This window comes from Mesorhizobium sp. CAU 1741, assembly GCF_039839275.1.
Taxonomy (GTDB): Bacteria; Pseudomonadota; Alphaproteobacteria; order Rhizobiales; family Rhizobiaceae; genus Aerobium.
Genome location: NZ_JBDOQP010000002.1, coordinates 1,245,255 through 1,261,786 on the forward strand (window position 1 = coordinate 1,245,255; position 16,532 = coordinate 1,261,786).

Consider the following 16,532-nt stretch of genomic DNA (forward strand, 5'->3'; position numbering starts at 1 on the left):
CCAGAGCCAGAGCCAGAGCCAGAGCCAGAGCCAGAGCCAGAGCCAGAGCCAGAGCCAGAGCCAGAGCCAGAGCCAGAGCCAGAGCCAGAGCCAGAGCCAGAGCCAGAGCCAGAGCCAGAGCCAACCCCTCTCGCGCCTCCCGCAACCGTCGCTCTGCCGCTCGCAAAGACGGACGAGGCAACGGCCCCTGCGGCCTCCGGTCCTTCGGACGATGTCTCCCTGGAGGGGGAAGAAGAAGCTGTGCCCGTCTTGCCTGCCGCTCCTGCCGAGGCTGTGCCGCAGACCAGGGTGACGGTGGCGAAAGCGGTCGAAGCAAAGGCGCAGCCCGTGCCGGTCGAAGCGGCCCCCGCGCCGCGCCTTTCCTGGTATCAGCGATTGAGCCAGGGCCTGTCGCGATCGTCGCGCGAACTGCGAGACCAGATCTCCGGCGTCTTCACCAAGCGCAAGCTCGACGAGGATACGCTGCAGGACCTCGAAGACGTTCTCCTGCGTGCCGATCTCGGCATGGAGACCGCCATCCGTGTGACCGATGCGCTCGCATCCGGCCGCTACGGCAAGGACGTGTCCGATGAAGAGGTCCGCGCCATCATGGCGCAGGAGATCACCAAGGTGCTGACGCCCGTGGCACAGCCGCTCGAGCTGGACCTGTCGCACAAGCCACACGTCATTCTCGTCGTGGGCGTCAACGGGACCGGCAAGACGACGACGATCGGCAAGCTGGCTGCCAAGCTGACGGCAGGTGGCTTGAGCGTGATGCTGGCTGCCGGCGACACGTTCCGCGCCGCGGCGATCGAACAGCTCAAGATCTGGGGTGAGCGGACCGGTTCGCCGGTCGTCGCCTCAAAGCTCGGCGCCGACGCCGCCGGCCTTGCCTATGACGCCTTCGAGAAGGCGAGGGAAGCGCACTCCGACGTCCTGATCATCGACACGGCCGGCCGCCTGCAGAACAAGGCCGAGCTGATGGCCGAACTGGAAAAGATCGTGCGCGTGCTTGGCAAGCTCGATCCGGATGCGCCGCACACGGTGTTGCAGACGGTTGACGCTACGACGGGCCAGAATGCCCTCAATCAGGTCGAAATCTTCCGCAATATTGCAGGCGTCAACGGGCTGGTTATGACCAAGCTCGACGGGACCGCGCGGGGCGGCATCCTCGTGGCGATCGCCGCCAAGCACAAGTTGCCGGTCTATTTCATCGGTGTCGGCGAGCAGGTCGACGACCTGGAACCCTTTGCCGCCGGCGACTTCGCCAAGGCGATCGCAGGAGTGAATTGATGAGCAGACGCATTCTGGAACGCGAGCCGGGCGATCCAAGGAAGAAGGAACTCAGCCCGCTGCCCAAGCTGGCGCTCGAACTTGGCCCGCTGCTGGTGTTCTTCTTCGCCAATGTGCGTGGCGAATGGTTGATCGACACCTGGCCCTCGCTTGGCGCGTTCGGCGGTCCGATCTTCCTGGCCACCGGTCTCTTCATGATTGCAACGGCGATATCGCTCACCGTGTCTTGGGTGCTGATACGCTCCTTGCCGATCATGCCGCTGGTGTCCGGCGTGGTGGTGTTCATCTTCGGCGCGCTGACGCTGTGGCTGCAGGACGATCTGTTCATCAAGATGAAGCCGACGATCGTCAACGCGCTGTTTGGCGCGGTGCTGCTGGGCGGCCTTTTGTTCGGCAAAGCGCTCCTGGGCTACGTCTTCGATTCCGCCTTCAAGCTCGATGCGGAAGGCTGGCGCAAGCTGACGCTGCGCTGGGGCGTGTTCTTCTTCTTCCTCGCGCTTCTCAACGAAATCGTCTGGCGCAATTTTTCGACGGATTTCTGGGTCGCATTCAAAGTATGGGGCACGATGCCGGTCACTCTTGCCTTCACCTTCAGCCAGATGCCATTGATCATGCGCCATTCCCTGGAAGAAAAGCCGGCCGAATAAGGAAGATCCCATGGAGTTCATCACCACGCGCGAGGCTCTTCGGGAGCATTATCGCCAGCCGAGCGGTCCCGCGGCGCGCAAGGAGTTGCCGGCGCTCGACCATCATTCGCGGTCCTTCATCGGCAGGAGCCCGTTCGTCCTCATCGGCTCGTCCGACGGCGACGGCAATGGCGACGTTACACCGAAAGGCGACAGGCCGGGCTTTGTCGCCGTGCTCGACGACAACACGCTTGCGATCCCGGATCGTCCCGGTAACAATCGCCTCGACACCTGGGAGAACATCGTCGCCAACCCGGCGATCGGTCTGCTGTTTCTCATCCCCGGCATGAACGAGACGCTCCGGGTGAACGGGGCGGGGCAAATTACCGTCGACCAGGCTCTGCGGGAGCGGCTGGCGGTCGACGGCAAGCTGCCGATCAGTGTGCTCGTGGTGTCGGTCAAGGCCTGCTACATGCATTGCGCAAAGGCGTTCATGCGTTCCGAATTGTGGAAACCGGAAAGCTGGCCGGATCGCTCGACCCTGCCGACGCTGGGAGAAATCCTGCGCGACCAGCTCGCCATGCCGGAGACGGCCGCGGCGCTCGACAGCGGGCTGGCGGAATCCTATCAGAAGACGCTGTGGTGAGCGCCTGAGTGCCGATTCGCCGGCCTTAACCGTCCGTCCACTCGATCCAGCGGCCGTGGAAGTCGCATTTGGCGAGATGCCGTGTGTGGCCGCCGGGCCATGATGTCAGGCTGAGGGTCGCCCATCCCTCCTTCAGTTCAAGCGGTTCCATGCGCAGGTGCGCGATGGACGCTTCCGGCGTGGCGTTTGCTCCGGCTTCCGCCAGCGAAGCGAGGATCGACCTTCGGGTCTCATGGGGCAAGTACTGCCACATGATCGAATGAAACAGCACGAAGGCTGCATTACCGGGTCGCGCGGCAAGCTGGCGCTTCGCGAAGTCCGCCGCGTCAGCCCGCTCAAGCTTGAACGGGTGCTTTTGCGCCAATGCGATTGCGCCGTCGAGCCTTTCAAGGCGGGCCGGTTGATCGGGCCAGACATAGGAACGCAGCCGGGCGCGGCCGGCTTGCGTCAAGACGTCGACGGGGGCGATGTCGCATCCGTGCCGGGAGACGATCCGCAGCTCTCCGTCGAGCGGCAGCACATTCGAGCGATTTTCAGGCGCGATGTGAACCGGTGACGCGGCTTCGCCGAACTCGGCCTCGCCGTAGCGATAGTGGAAGCGGTCGAAGAGCAGGTTGAGACCGCCGCTCGAACCGATCTCGCACAGCGCAAGCGGTAGCGCGGCCTCCCGCGCGACCGTCAGAAAGCCCGGCAACAGCATGGCCGAGCGGGCGATCTCGTTCGTCTGTGGTGGCGAATCGAGGGCAGCGTGAAGGTCCGCCTCATGGCGCGAGAAGGCACCGGCGACCGCTTCAGCAAGGCCTGCCTCGTCAGTGGTTGCCGGTGGATAGACCGCAAGGAGTTCAGGGTCAGCGCGTTCGATCACCAGCCGATGAAGGCCGCCGCAGATGCGAAGCGCCAGTGCATCGTCGCGCGGATCGCCGGTCCAGTGGATGATCCGGCGGCCGATCGTGGTCGTCTCATCGGTGATGTCGATCAGCAGCCGGCAGAGCGACGCTGTGAAGGGCGAGCCAAGGCGGGCACAGGCATCCGCCTGCTGTGCGAAATGCTCCGCGATCCTGCCGTGAAGCGCCATCGTCGCGGCGTGCCTAGACGCGCCGCTCGACCATCATCTTCTTGATTTCCGCGATCGCCTTCGCCGGATTGAGCCCCTTCGGGCAGGCCTGCGTGCAGTTCATGATGGTGTGGCAGCGATACAGCCGGAACGGATCCTCGAGATTGTCGAGACGGTCGCCGGTGGCCTCGTCGCGGCTGTCGATCAGCCAGCGATAGGCCTGCAGCAGCACGGCGGGGCCGAGATAGCGCTCGCCGTTCCACCAGTAGGACGGACACGACGTCTGGCAGCAGAAGCACAGGATGCACTCATACAGCCCGTCGAGCTTCGCCCGGTCCTCGTGGCTCTGCTTCCATTCCTTTGCCGGCTCAGGAGATACGGTCTGGAGCCATGGCTGGATCGACGAGAGCTGCGCGTAAGGCACCGTCAGGTCGGGAACCAGGTCCTTGACCACCGGCATGTGCGGCAAGGGATAGACCTTGACCGCGCCGCTGATGTCGTCGGCGCCCTTGGTGCAGGCGAGCGTGTTGGTGCCGTCGATGTTCATGGCGCATGAGCCGCAAATGCCTTCGCGGCAGGAACGGCGCAGCGTCAGCGTCGGGTCGATCTTGTTCTTGATCCACAAGAGCGCGTCGAGAACCATCGGCCCGCAATCGTCCATGTCGACATGGTAGGTGTCGACGCGCGGATTGTCGTCGTCGTCCGGCGACCAGCGGTAGATCTTGTATTCGCGCAGGTTGGTCGCGCCTTCGGGCTTCGGCCAGACCTTGCCCTGCTGGACCCGGGAGTTCTTTGGAAGTGTGATTTCAACCATTGTGTTTCCCCTCGATCAGTAGACGCGCGCCTTGGGCGCGATCCTGGCCAGATCGATGCCACCCTGTTCGACGGGCAGCATGGTTTCAGTGTGCACCGGACGATAGTCGAGCCTCACATTGCCGGCCTCGTCGACCCACGACAGTGTGTGCTTGCGCCAATTGACGTCGTCGCGCTTGTCAAAGTCCTCGCGGGCATGGGCGCCACGGCTCTCCTTGCGCGCTTCGGCGCCGTAGACCGTCGTGATGGCGCAAGCCATCAGATTGTCGAGCTCCAGCGTTTCGACGAGGTCGGAGTTCCAGATCATCGAGCGGTCGTGAACCTTGACGTCGGGCAGTTCGCTCCAGATCTCCGAAATCCTCTTGCAACCCTGCTCCAGCGTTTCCTGGGTGCGGAACACCGCGGCGTCTTCCTGCATTGCGCGCTGCATCTTCTCACGCAATACGGCCGTGGGGCTGGCGCCGTCGGCGTGGCGGATGCGGTCGAAGCGCTGCATGATCTTGTCCACCGCCTGCTCGTTGATGGCGGGGATCGCGCTCTCGCGGTCGATTACCTGGCTGGCGCGGATGGCGGCGGCGCGGCCGAAGACGACGAGGTCGATCAGCGAGTTCGAGCCGAGGCGGTTGGCACCGTGCACCGAGGCGCAGCCGGCTTCGCCGACGGCCATCAGGCCCGGCTGGATGCGTTCGGGATTGTCCGCATCGGCGTTGAGCACCTCGCCCCAGTAATTGGTCGGGATGCCGCCCATGTTGTAGTGCACCGTCGGCAGAACCGGGATCGGCTCGCGCGTCACGTCGACGCCGGCGAAGATCTTAGCGCTCTCGGAGATGCCCGGCAGGCGCTCATGCAGGACCGCCGGGTCGAGATGGTCGAGGTGAAGGAAGATGTGGTCCTTCTCCTTGCCGACGCCGCGACCCTCGCGGATTTCCATGGTCATGCAGCGCGAGACGACGTCGCGCGATGCCAGGTCTTTCGCAGACGGGGCGTAGCGCTCCATGAAGCGCTCCCCTTCGGAGTTGACGAGATAGCCGCCTTCGCCACGCGCTCCCTCGGTGATGAGGCAGCCGGCCCCATAGATGCCGGTCGGGTGGAATTGAACGAATTCCATGTCCTGCAGCGGCAGGCCGGCCCGGGCCACCATGCCGTTGCCGTCGCCGGTGCAGGTATGCGCCGACGTCGCGGAGAAATAGGAGCGGCCATAGCCGCCGGTGGCCAAAACGACCATCTTGGCGGCGAAGCGGTGGATCGTGCCGTCGTCGAGGTTCCAGGCCACGACGCCGGTGCAGACACCGTCGGTCATGATCAGGTCGAGCGCGAAATACTCGATGAAGAACTGGGCGTTGTTCTTGACCGACTGGCCGTAAAGCGTGTGCAGGATGGCGTGGCCGGTGCGATCGGCGGCGGCGCAGGTGCGCTGCACAGGCGGACCGTCACCGAAATTCTGCATGTGGCCGCCGAAGGGGCGCTGGTAGATGCGTCCGTCCTCGGTGCGCGAGAAGGGTACGCCGTAGTGCTCGAGCTCGTAGACAGCGGCAGGCGCCTCGCGGGCGAGGTATTCCATCGCGTCGACATCGCCGAGCCAGTCGGAGCCCTTCACGGTGTCGTAGAGGTGCCACTGCCAGTTGTCGGGCCCCATGTTCTGCAGTGACGCGGCGATGCCGCCCTGCGCTGCCACGGTATGCGAACGTGTCGGGAAGACCTTGGTGATGCAGGCCGTCTTCAGGCCCTGCTCGGCCATGCCGAGCGTCGCGCGCAGTCCTGCGCCGCCGGCGCCGACGACGACGACGTCGAACTTGTGGTCGACATAGGTGTAGGCACTTCCGTTGACGCCGGGCCTCGAAGCGTTCTGTCTGCTATCGGCCACGTCTCAGCCTCCGAATGCGATCTTGAGCAGCGCGAAGATGGCAATCGCGCCGACGATGAAGGTGTAGAAGATGTTGAGCATCAGCGAGATCAGCTTGGCGAGCTCGTCGTGGATGTAGTCCTCGATCACGATCTGCATGCCCAGTTTCATGTGGTAGCAGACCGAGATGAACGCCAGCGCCAGGGCAAGCGCCACCATCGGATTGGCCAGGGTGGCGCGCACTTCCGCGAAGGAGGCGTCGCTGAGGGCGACGATCAGACCGACGAAGAAGAGGATCAGGACGAGGTTGGAAACCGCCGTCAGGCGCTGGTACCAGAAATGGCCGGTTCCTTCCCTGGCGGCGCCTAGACCGCGAACGCGGGAAAGCGGTGTGCGGAAATCAGTCATGTTCAAGCTCCCCGCGCCATGTAGCCGACGACCCAGAGCACCAGCGTCAAGGCGATCGAGGCGAATGGCAGCATGATCGCCAGGCGGGTCGAGGTGTGCTTTTCCAGTGCGTTGCCGGTATCCATCACCAGGTGCCGGATGCCGCCCAGCATGTGATGGATCAGCACCCATGTGTAGCCGAACAGGACGAGCCTCCCGAACCAGGAGCCGTAGACGGCGCTCACGCTATCGAACCATTCCTGGGAGGTCGCTGCGGCGAGGAGCCAGGCGGCAACCAGCAGGACGCCGAAATAGAGCCCGACACCGGTGATGCGGTGCACGATCGACATCACCATTGTCGGAATCGGCTTATAGATGAAAAGGTGCGGTGACAGTGGTCGGGCGCGGGTGGCTGCGGATTTGCTCATGGCTCCCCCAATCTGGCGGATCGCGCCCGGAACCCGCAAAAGCGGTTGGCCGGTCCGGAATGCGACCCTATGGCTGGGGGTCTTCTAATGCGGTTTTTGCACCGCGTCAAAGCGGGAAAACCATGCCCCGACGCCAATTTAGCCGCAGTGTGTTAACGCGCCCGCTACGCTGCGCGACTTCAATCGATTGAAGCTGGGAGTGTCTCACCGGCTGCCCGGACCGGCGCGAATCAGCGGCGGCAGGTCATGGGTTGTTTGCCGGCCTTCATCCAGAGCGCCTCGCCATCCTCGACCACGAGTGCCATGCCATCGTCGCCGAATCGATGTGTCTGTGACGGAGGCGATGCCGGAAGGTTGTAGCTGCTTCCGTCCGTCTCGATGAGCGTCACGGCGTCGCGATTGCCGTCCAGCATGATCAGGCCGTCGTCGCCGCAGTCGAAGGTGGCTGAACCGATCGGGTAGGCTGCGACCTCGGCATCGCGGCCACCGGATTGCTGGTCTCCAACGCAAGCCGCCAGAACGGCAAGAACGGAAATCAGGCCGACGCGAAGGGCACCCTTGCCCAGACTTTGAATCGCTATCATGGGCGCAAGACTTACTGCCAGTTCCGCCCAAAGATCAACGGCTTCCACGACCGACGGCCGCAAAGCGCGGTCGTGTGGGCCTCAGACGCCGTCATAACGGATGACATAAGGGATCCAGTCGGCCGGCGCGGCGATCTGCTCGTACAGCTTGCGGCCGTCTTCCGGCTGCCTTGGGGCATTGAGCACCAGCCGCACCCAGCCGCGCTCCTCGGCCTGGTCCGAAAGCAGGTCGACCAACGCCTTGGCGATGCCCTTCTTGCGATGGTCGTGGTGCACGTAGAGATGATCGAGCTGGCCGCACCGAAGTCCAGAGACCGGGTCGGGAAGGTCCGTGAAGACCGCGAATCCCACCAGCGTCTCATCGATCCGGGCGCCCATGACTTCGGCAGTCCGGTCCTGCAGCAGCATTTCCGCGTAATATTCGTCAGGCCGCCGGGGCGCGCCACGCTTGAGGGCCTGGGTGTAGGCGGCAAGCAGCGGCGCGAGTTCGCGCGCGTCCTTCAGCCGCATCAGCGATATGTCGATCTGATGGTTCGATGCCATGGCGATCCTCCGCATCATGTCTTGTCGGAGATTTGGCAAGAGCCTGTCAATGCGTTCCAGCGGCGAGGCGAGCGCGCTTTGCGGGCGCTCACGTTAACCATATTACGTACTCTCGCACGGCGATGCGGGTACCGCCCCTTAACAAAGGTTAAGAAGAGGTTAAATTCCCCTGTCGAGGAGGCTTCGATTCCTCGACAGGACAGGAGCGAACGCCATGCGCATGATCTCGACCGCCGTCGCCGCAATCGGCATTGCCGTGCTTGCCAACGGGACGGCCATGGCCGGCGGCGGCAAGGACAGGGTCTATGCCGATAGCTTCGGCAATCTCGTGATCCACAGCCCGGCCGGCTACAAACGCGTTATCGTCGGCCAGGGTTACGCCGCCGAAGCCTACAATCTCACCGGGTCCTACTACGAGCCGGAGGAGCCCGACGTGGTGTATCTGGACGAGCAGCGCACGCGCGCCGACGTGAGATACTGCCATCGTCCGCCGTATCGCTGGCACGGTCGCAGCTACATGTGCGGCCTGCCCGACCACGTGGTCCCGCAGGCCCCGCTGGTCTGCGAATAGGCCGCGCAACCAATCGTGATGGGATTGTCCGCTCAGGGGCTGCCCAGGCCGCGATTTGGTCATCTTTCCGGTGCGCCTTGCCGGAAAAAGGGAGCGTGAATTGAGCCAGGCAAACACTGCCCGCCGCCTCAGGGACAACGTCGCGTCACTGGAGACGATGACCCGTTTCGTGCTCGCCACGCTGGCGCTTGCGAGCGGCATCTACACCTATCTCGGCGTGCGCAGCCTGCTCGACGGCGACGCGACGCTCGTCTTCTTCGCAGCCATCGTCTACGCGGTCGCAGTCTCCGTCGGCATCTATGGTTTCTGGGTCTATCTGACGCGCTTCCTGCCGGAAATGCGCGACAATGCCTCGCGGGCGATGCTTCTGGGCATCATGGCGGTGGGCTCGGTGATGATCATCGCCATGTCGTCATGGCTCAACGCTGCGGCACTGGCCGGCTCGGCGGCGGTGGAGCAGCATCTGGCGGTGACGCAGGAAGGCTTTACCGCCGATCTCGACCAGGCGAACACGAACGCGCTGGGCGCATTGTCGCTGCTGCCTGACATCCAGCGCGCTTCCGAGCGTTTTGCCAGGCTGGCCGACGACGAGCGTCAGTCCGGTGCGCTGACGGGAACGTCGGGCTCAGGGACCGTCGTCCAGTTGCTAACCCAGATGTCGGCGCAGATGCGCGAGCTGGAAGCGACCATCGAAGCATCGCGCGAGACGGTGCGGGTGCTGTTCGAAGAAGGCCAGTCCCATCTGGCGACGATGCGCGGGCTCGTCTCGGGAACGGGGTCGGTGCAGCCCCGCGCCGATGCCTTCGCGGAGGAATCGGTCGCGCTTGCCGGCGTCATCGCTTCGCTCGAACAGACGTCGATCGCGCCCTCGGTGGCACGGGCGGCGGCCGACCTCTCCGTCGGGTTCATCGCGCCGGTGGCTGGCGGCGACAGCGCCGACCTCGCCGGTCGCCAGAACCAGGTGATGGAGACGATCCGCGCCTCGGTGGCCGGTCAGTCCGAGGCTTTGTCGGCAGCGGCTGCCGAAATCCTCGCCCAACCCAAGGTGGCCGAACGTCGCTTCGTTCCGCTGTCGTCAGCTGAGGCCGTGATTCTTTACGCCGGAAGCTTCCTGCCAAGCTGGGCCGGAGCGATCTCGATCGACCTGCTGCCCGCCGTGCTGGTCGCCATTCTTGCTGTCGCCCATGCCGCCATGCGGCGCGGCGAGGAGGAAATGGAAGACGCCGAGCGCATCACCGCTGCCGACATGCTTCGCTCGATGGAGCTCTACGAAGCTCTCAGGGCGCGCCAGACGGCAGCCGAGATCACGGAAGTCAGGGAGGACGAGGCGGCCACCGAGCGCGAATCCGATGCCGCGCCGCCTGCGCCGCCCCAGAATGTCACCCCACTCTCTATGGCTGAGAGGAAACGCACCGACCCATGAGCGACGATCAGGCAACATTCGGCGGCCAGAGGTCGCGCAATCCACTGGCGCGATACTTGGCGCGTTTCGACGACGGCGAATTGGTCCGTTGCTCGTTCTGGGGGCTTTTCGTCGGCGCGGTCATCGTCATCGGGCTGGATCTCAAGGCACTCTACGAAGACCCCGCTCTCGACCCAAACCCTACGGGCGGCACCGTCTACGTCGAGCCCGCGCTGCCGCCGGCGCTTCGACCCGGCTCGCCGATGGAGCAACCGCTCGATCCGCGCGACAACATCACTATCGACGATGCCGGGTTGCGCCAGCCGATGCGCTTCGATCTCGGCAGCGGGGGGGTGCTGACCGCCGTGGGATCGATCGACCAGGGCTCGGCGCAACGCTTCGCCCAGGAGATTGAAACGCGGGGCGAGTATGTCACGACGCTTGCCCTGAACTCGCCAGGCGGATCGCTCGACGATGCGATGGCGATGGCACGGCTGGTGCGCGAACGCGGGATCGGCGTGGAGGTCGCGGATGGCGCGCTGTGCGCTTCATCGTGCCCGCTCGTGCTTGCCGGCGGCGTCACCCGGACCGTCGGAGACAATGCCGCGATCGGCCTGCACCAGTTCTATTCGGTGACAGATCTGAGCACCACCAACCCCGCACAGGCGATGTCCGACGCGCAGGCGACCGCAGCCCGCATATCGCGCTACCTGGCCGAGATGGACGTCGACCCGGCGCTGTGGCTGCACGCGCTGGATACGCCGCCAAGGGCGCTCTACTATCTGTCTCAGGAAGAGATGGCGCGCTATCGGCTGGTGACGTCGGGTTCTCCGGTCGCCAGCCAGTAGCAACGCGTGCCGTCAGCGCGACGCGGCAAAGGTCCGTTCGCGGACGTCCTGCAGCCTGCTGACACGGACACAATCGCGTCCGGATCGCTTCGCCTCGTAAAGGGCTGAGTCGGCACGGGCGGCGAAGACCGAAGGCGGCTCGTCGGCCTCCATTTCGGCAACGCCAAAACTGGCGGTGAAGCTATTAAGTGCTCCGAGTCCATCCACCTGCGCGCCCGCGTAGGCGGTCCTCGCATTTTCGGCAAACAGCCGGCCGGCGGCGAGGTTGCTGCCAGGCAGCACGATGGCGAATTCTTCTCCGCCGATCCGGCCGAGCACGTGGTGGCGTGCCGCGCTTTCACGCAGCGTCGTGGCGAACAGCGCGATCAGCCTGTCGCCGACGGCATGGCCAAACGTGTCATTGACGGACTTGAAGTGATCGAGGTCGCACATGATTAAGGTCACCGGCATGCCGTTGGCGGTGCGATGGCGGGCAATGTCGGCCAGCCTGTCTTCGAAACCCCGCCGGTTGAGCAGGCCAGACAGCAGGTCCGTCTCGGACTTGGCGGTGATATCCTTCAGGACGCTGGCAATCAGCATCACCAAAAGCAGCAGCGCCGTCGCCACAGACAGCACCACGCCAAGCGCCTGAGAAAGCATCGCGTAGTCGGTCTGCAGGTAGTCCTGGCTCGTTGCGCCCGGGCCGCCAAGCAGCGTTGCCAGCAACGGCTTCGACAGGAAATGCAGTGCGCTGAGCAGCATGAAAGCCCCCAGCGCGTTGTCCGGCAGCCTGCGGCGCGGCGCGGCGAACACGATCAGCGCACCGATCGCCTGCATTGCAGCGTACGGGGTCTGATAGAGGAACATGCGCGACATCGAGTCGCGCGGCATGTCGACGGTCAGGGTGAAGGCCACCATGGAAACGGCCAGCGTACCGACAAGCACCGTTCGCGGGGTTTCGCGCCGATAGTGGTGCGCGAGGCCGATGTTGAGCAGCAACAATGCCGCGAGGAATGTCGTGGCACCCAGGAAGAACATTAGGCGGGCATCGACCAGCACCGGCAGGACCGCCTCAAGACCCAGATAGAGCACGCCGCATGCATAGGCGCCGGCAATCCACCACGCGGAACGATGACGTCCGTATGTCGCGATAAGGACGAAGGTCGCGCAGAACAGGCCTGCAATCAGAAGATTTATGCCTAGGATAAAGGCTGCGCCACTCATGTCCGGTCCCATCGCCGCGCCGCATCCTAGAGCGAGCAAGCGAAGAAGTTGTTAACGCTCACGCGCCGGCCGCGATCCCGTCGCTCGCGGCATCGCCGTTGATCCGGACACGATCCCGGCCAGCCTTCTTGGCTTCGTACAGGGCGTCGTCGGCGCGGATGAAGAGATCGTTGATGGTCTCGCCATCTCTCCAGGTCGCCACTCCGAAACTTGCCGTGGTGCGAAGCGCGGCCGGAAGTCCCTCCATCGGCAGCGTTCCGAAGGTCGTGCGCACCCCTTCCGCGAACAGCCGGGCGGTGCCCAGGGTGGCACCGCGCAGCAGCACGGAGAACTCCTCTCCACCGACACGTCCGACAATATGATCCGGACCTGCCGCTGTTCGCAGGCACGCGGCGAAGCTTCGGATCACCTCGTCGCCGACCGCATGGCCGTGGCTGTCGTTGATCGACTTGAAGTGGTCGAGATCGCACACGACGATCGAGACCGGCATGGCGCGGCGGCGTTGCTGGTGAAGCGCCTCCTCGCCCTGCTCCTCGAAGCCGCGCCGGTTGAGGAGCCCCGACAGCGGATCGGTCTGGGATTCGAGCCGCAGCTTCTCCATCACGTCGAGCGCGATCGCGCAGATGATCGAAAGCGCAATGAGCAGCAGGAAAAGCGCCGAAGACAGGGTCAGCGTGTACCAGTACAGGGACTGGTGATACTGGGCGTAGTTTTCGTATGGGCCGTCGATCCAGAGCACCAATATCGGGCGAACAAAGAACGACAAGCCCCAGAAGGCGGTGAGCCCGAAAAGGATGTTGTCGATCAGCTTCTTGTTGGCGACGAAGCGCAGTTCGGCCGCGACGAGAAGCGTGATCGCGCCGAAGGTGAAGTTTATCGCGTAGATACGTAGCGTGATGCTTGGGTCGACATAGAGAAACCAGATGAACGCGGCGAAGCCCACCAGCCCGACAACGCCGATCGTTTGCAACGGCATCGTGCGCTCATATCGCCACAACGAGCCAATCGCGAGCCCGACGCCGCCGGCCAGAAACAGCAGGTTGGAGACCAGCCTGGAGAATTCGGGATCGTGCAGGGTGAAATACTGCAGAAGAAACCCTACGGAGATCGCCAGGAACGAGGCGCACAGGAGCAGGATATAGCGCGTGTTTCTCTGGTGATGCCACAACAGCAGGAATGTCGCCGAGAAGATCAGCGCAATTCCCGGGTTGATCAGCGCTACGTAGATGCCGCTCTCCAAATCGCTCCCCCGGATGAATTGCCGGTCAGCGTCTATCACCGAACACCCAACAAGCCGTTAAATGCGGAAACGGGCCGGCAGAAACTGCCGGCCCGTTTCACGTGCAATACGAAAGGTTCTAACGGGACGCGCGCCTCAGTTCCATTCGCGGATGTCGACGAACCTGCCGGCGATCGCCGCGGCAGCCGCCATCGCCGGAGAAACGAGGTGCGTGCGGCCCTTGAAGCCCTGCCGGCCCTCGAAATTGCGGTTCGAGGTCGACGCACAGCGCTCGTGCGGCTTCAAACGGTCGTCGTTCATGGCGAGGCACATCGAGCAGCCCGGCTCGCGCCAGTCGAAACCGGCGGCGATGAAGATTTTGTCGAGCCCTTCCGCCTCGGCCTGAGCCTTGACCAGTCCCGAACCCGGAACGATCATGGCGTCGACCGTGGAAGCCACCGTCTTGCCTTCGACGACCTTTGCGACCGCGCGAAGATCCTCGATGCGGCCATTGGTGCAGGAGCCGATGAACACCCTGTCGATGGTGATGTCGGTCATCTTCGTGCCGGGCGTAAGGCCCATATAGTCCAGCGCGCGCTTCTTCGACGTGCGCTTGTTCTCGTCGGCGATCTCGGCCGGATCCGGGACGAAGCCGGTGATCGACGCGACATCTTCCGGCGAGGAGCCCCAGGTGACGATCGGCGGAAGCTTGGCGGCATCCAGCACGACGACCTTGTCGAAATGCGCGCCTTCGTCGGACTTCAGCGTTTTCCAGTATTCCAGGGCCATGTCCCAGGCCTCGCCCTTCGGCGCGCGGGGCTTGTCCTTCACATAGGCGAACGTGGTCTCGTCGGGGGCGATCAGGCCCGCACGGGCACCACCCTCGATCGACATGTTGCAGATCGTCATGCGGCCTTCCATCGAAAGCGCGCGGATCGCCTCGCCGGCATATTCGATCACGTAGCCGGTGCCGCCCGCCGTGCCGATCTCGCCGATGATCGCCAGGATGATGTCCTTGGCAGTGACGCCGGGCGGCAGCAGGCCGTCGACACGCACCAGCATGTTCTTGGCCTTCTTCTGGATCAGCGTCTGGGTGGCGAGCACATGCTCGACCTCGGACGTGCCGATGCCATGGGCGAGTGCGCCGAACGCGCCATGCGTCGAGGTGTGGCTGTCGCCGCACACGATCGTCATTCCGGGCAGCGTGAACCCCTGCTCGGGGCCGATGATATGGACGATGCCCTGCCGAATGTCGGCCGCGTCGTAATATTCGACATCGAAATCGGCCGCGTTCTTGGCAAGAGCCTCCACCTGGATGCGGCTTTCCTCGTTCTTGATGCCGAGCTTGCGATCGGGCGATGTCGGCACGTTGTGGTCCACCACGGCCAGCGTCTTTTCCGGCTGGCGGACCTTGCGTCCCGCCATGCGCAGTCCCTCGAAGGCCTGCGGGCTCGTCACTTCGTGGACGAGATGGCGATCGATGTAGAGCAGGCAGGTGCCGTCGTCCTGGCGGTCGACGATGTGGTCGTCGAAAATCTTGTCATAAAGGGTGCGCGGTGCGGTCATTTTGCGTCAATCCGTCGATATGAATGGTCGGGAAGAGATCGGCCGGCGGCCGGATGGCGTCTGCTCAGCTCTGTCGAGCGAGGCGCGCACCGGAAATCCGCGCGAAGAATCGCGACGGCAGGCGCTTGATGTCCTGCAGCACGAAGCCCTTGTAGGCGGGGTGTCCGAAGAGTTCTTCCATGGCGCGGTTCATACCAGCCTTTCGCGAGCTCGGCAATCACGGGCATCGGCGACTGCAACAGGCAGCGGTTGCCCGTCGATGCCGTTCGTCAGTCGGGATCGGAGCGATCTTCCCGGTCCGAGGTCAGAGCCTTTTCGAGCGGATGCAGCAGCCCCAGCACGAGGAGGGCGAGGGCGGTGGCAAGCGCCGCGATCTGCCAGAAGCCCAGCCCGGCCGCCAGTCCGATGGCGCCGGCGAGCCACATGCCGGCGCCGGTCGTCAGACCTTTGACGCGCCCGCGCGCGATGATGATGGTGCCGGCAGCGAGGAAGGCCACGCCGGCGGTCACCGCCTCGATCAGGCGCAAGGGGTCCTGTCGTGCTGCGTCGGCCTCGAACTGGGACGTGTGCACGATCTCGATGCCGATGATGGCGAAGGAAGCGGCGGCGAGCGCCACGAGGATATGCGTTCGCAAGCCTGCGGGATGATTGCGCCATTCACGTTCGAGCCCGACGATCGCTCCAAGCAATGTCGCGAGGAAAAGCCTTGCCGCGATCACCGAGATCGGCAGCCAGGTCGGGTGCCCGAGGTCGTCGAGAATTTCCTGCAGCATTGAGCCCTCCTCATCACGCGAACGCACAAACCGTTGCCAACGTTTAGCCGGCTCGCGTGGTTCCCGGAAGGCTAGCCTTACTGAATCTCGAAGACGAAGGCCTTCACGAGCACGTCGGGTTCGGCTAGCACGAAGGCTCGGAAGGGCTGACTCTCCTCCACGAGGCGCCAGCGACCTTGCTGTTCCAGTCGCTGGAACGCGGCGCGGAAGCCGTCCCGCTCCAGCAGCAGGTCGCGCACGGTGAAGATTGCATGGCCACCGCGCCGGGTAATGCGGACGAGTTCGTCGAAGCTTGTCGACGGCGCGTGGCCCGCAGTGAAGACGCCGCTCGAAAGAAAGGCCGCGAAATGGTCGTCCGGCCACGGCAGCGTCCTGCCCAGTTCAGCCTGCTTCAATTCGCCATAGACATCGCGGCTTTCGGCATGCGCAAGCATTTCGGGCGAATAGTCGAGGCCTGCGAGCGCGGTGTAGCCCAAGGCCTTCAGGAACGGGCCTGAAAGCCCTGTGCCACAACCGGCGTCGAGCAGCGGCGCCGCGCCCTGGGGGACGTGGCGGGCGACCCATGCGGCGATGACAAAGGGGAGGCTGTACCCGAGCGCGATGGTGTCGCGGTCATAGTCGACAGCCCAGTCCGAATAGGCCTTGCCGAGTTGCTCGGGGGTAGCGGCGGCGTATACGCGGTCTAGGGCGCGTTCCTCTTTCTGCTGACTCATGCGCGCAGTCTACCGGGCGAGCCAGTCGATTCAACCCGACG

Annotated in this window: 18 protein-coding genes; 6 read left to right on the top strand and 12 right to left on the bottom strand. The window is 64.2% G+C overall.

Going from position 1 to position 16,532, the window contains the following annotated elements; genetic code table 11:
• The 3 genes from ftsY to AAFN84_RS12845 all read left to right on the top strand — a co-directional run.
• On the top strand, positions 1 to 1,272 hold a 1,272-nt coding region (gene ftsY, locus AAFN84_RS12835), incomplete at its 5' end, for a signal recognition particle-docking protein FtsY (RefSeq protein WP_347514936.1).
• Entirely contained in the window at positions 1,272 to 1,919 is a 648-nt protein-coding gene (locus AAFN84_RS12840; protein ID WP_347514937.1) for a septation protein A, read from the top strand. The genes ftsY and AAFN84_RS12840, both read left to right, overlap by 1 nt.
• Positions 1,920 to 1,929: 10 nt before the next feature.
• The gene (locus tag AAFN84_RS12845) at positions 1,930 to 2,544 is read left to right on the top strand and encodes a pyridoxamine 5'-phosphate oxidase family protein (protein WP_347514938.1); all 615 of its coding nucleotides are present in this window, start codon (positions 1,930 to 1,932) and stop codon (positions 2,542 to 2,544) included.
• 25 nt (positions 2,545 to 2,569) lie between these two features.
• Here AAFN84_RS12845 and AAFN84_RS12850 read toward each other — a convergent pair whose 3' ends face one another.
• The 7 genes from AAFN84_RS12850 to AAFN84_RS12880 form a co-directional block, all read right to left on the bottom strand.
• Positions 2,570 to 3,619: a DUF2332 family protein gene (locus AAFN84_RS12850; protein WP_347514939.1), complete on the bottom strand. Its 1,050-nt coding sequence runs from the start codon at positions 3,617 to 3,619 to the stop codon at positions 2,570 to 2,572.
• 13 nt (positions 3,620 to 3,632) lie between these two features.
• Entirely contained in the window at positions 3,633 to 4,412 is a 780-nt protein-coding gene (locus AAFN84_RS12855) for a succinate dehydrogenase iron-sulfur subunit (RefSeq protein WP_347514940.1), read from the bottom strand.
• A gap of 15 nt (positions 4,413 to 4,427) precedes the next feature.
• The gene (gene sdhA, locus AAFN84_RS12860; protein WP_347514941.1) at positions 4,428 to 6,275 is read right to left on the bottom strand and encodes a succinate dehydrogenase flavoprotein subunit; all 1,848 of its coding nucleotides are present in this window, start codon (positions 6,273 to 6,275) and stop codon (positions 4,428 to 4,430) included.
• Between the two features lie 3 nt (positions 6,276 to 6,278).
• Complete coding sequence (gene sdhD, locus AAFN84_RS12865; protein ID WP_347514942.1) at positions 6,279 to 6,662, bottom strand: succinate dehydrogenase, hydrophobic membrane anchor protein; 384 nt, start codon at positions 6,660 to 6,662, stop codon at positions 6,279 to 6,281.
• A gap of 2 nt (positions 6,663 to 6,664) precedes the next feature.
• Positions 6,665 to 7,069, bottom strand: a complete 405-nt coding sequence (gene sdhC, locus AAFN84_RS12870; protein ID WP_347514943.1) for a succinate dehydrogenase, cytochrome b556 subunit — start codon at positions 7,067 to 7,069, stop codon at positions 6,665 to 6,667.
• A 230-nt stretch (positions 7,070 to 7,299) separates the two neighbouring features.
• Positions 7,300 to 7,653 carry a hypothetical protein gene (locus AAFN84_RS12875; protein ID WP_347514944.1) on the bottom strand — a complete coding sequence of 118 codons (354 nt, stop codon included), beginning with the start codon at positions 7,651 to 7,653 and terminating at the stop codon, positions 7,300 to 7,302.
• Positions 7,654 to 7,734: 81 nt separating this feature from the next.
• Positions 7,735 to 8,196, bottom strand: coding sequence for a GNAT family N-acetyltransferase (locus AAFN84_RS12880; RefSeq protein ID WP_347514945.1), 462 nt, complete (start codon positions 8,194 to 8,196; stop codon positions 7,735 to 7,737).
• Positions 8,197 to 8,410: 214 nt separating this feature from the next.
• Between AAFN84_RS12880 and AAFN84_RS12885 the strand changes: the two genes are divergently transcribed.
• From AAFN84_RS12885 to AAFN84_RS12895, 3 genes are all read left to right on the top strand, one after another.
• A complete protein-coding gene (locus AAFN84_RS12885; RefSeq protein ID WP_347514946.1) occupies positions 8,411 to 8,767 on the top strand; it encodes a hypothetical protein in 357 nt (118 codons plus the stop codon).
• Between the two features lie 157 nt (positions 8,768 to 8,924).
• Entirely contained in the window at positions 8,925 to 10,190 is a 1,266-nt protein-coding gene (locus AAFN84_RS12890; protein ID WP_347515134.1) for a hypothetical protein, read from the top strand.
• Positions 10,187 to 11,017 carry a hypothetical protein gene (locus AAFN84_RS12895; protein WP_347514947.1) on the top strand — a complete coding sequence of 277 codons (831 nt, stop codon included), beginning with the start codon at positions 10,187 to 10,189 and terminating at the stop codon, positions 11,015 to 11,017. Before AAFN84_RS12890 ends, AAFN84_RS12895 begins: the two co-directional genes overlap by 4 nt.
• Positions 11,018 to 11,029: 12 nt before the next feature.
• On the opposite strand, the gene AAFN84_RS12900 is transcribed toward AAFN84_RS12895, so the two are convergent.
• The 5 genes from AAFN84_RS12900 to AAFN84_RS12920 form a co-directional block, all read right to left on the bottom strand.
• A complete protein-coding gene (locus AAFN84_RS12900; RefSeq protein WP_347514948.1) occupies positions 11,030 to 12,220 on the bottom strand; it encodes a GGDEF domain-containing protein in 1,191 nt (396 codons plus the stop codon).
• Between the two features lie 58 nt (positions 12,221 to 12,278).
• On the bottom strand, positions 12,279 to 13,460 hold the full coding sequence (locus AAFN84_RS12905; protein ID WP_347514949.1) for a GGDEF domain-containing protein: 1,182 nt from the start codon (positions 13,458 to 13,460) through the stop codon (positions 12,279 to 12,281).
• A 135-nt stretch (positions 13,461 to 13,595) separates the two neighbouring features.
• A complete protein-coding gene (gene leuC / locus AAFN84_RS12910) occupies positions 13,596 to 15,005 on the bottom strand; it encodes a 3-isopropylmalate dehydratase large subunit (protein ID WP_347514950.1) in 1,410 nt (469 codons plus the stop codon).
• A 269-nt stretch (positions 15,006 to 15,274) separates the two neighbouring features.
• On the bottom strand, positions 15,275 to 15,778 hold the full coding sequence (locus AAFN84_RS12915; RefSeq protein WP_347514951.1) for an MgtC/SapB family protein: 504 nt from the start codon (positions 15,776 to 15,778) through the stop codon (positions 15,275 to 15,277).
• A gap of 77 nt (positions 15,779 to 15,855) precedes the next feature.
• On the bottom strand, positions 15,856 to 16,491 hold the full coding sequence (locus AAFN84_RS12920) for a class I SAM-dependent methyltransferase (protein ID WP_347514952.1): 636 nt from the start codon (positions 16,489 to 16,491) through the stop codon (positions 15,856 to 15,858).
• Positions 16,492 to 16,532 lie beyond the last annotated feature (41 nt).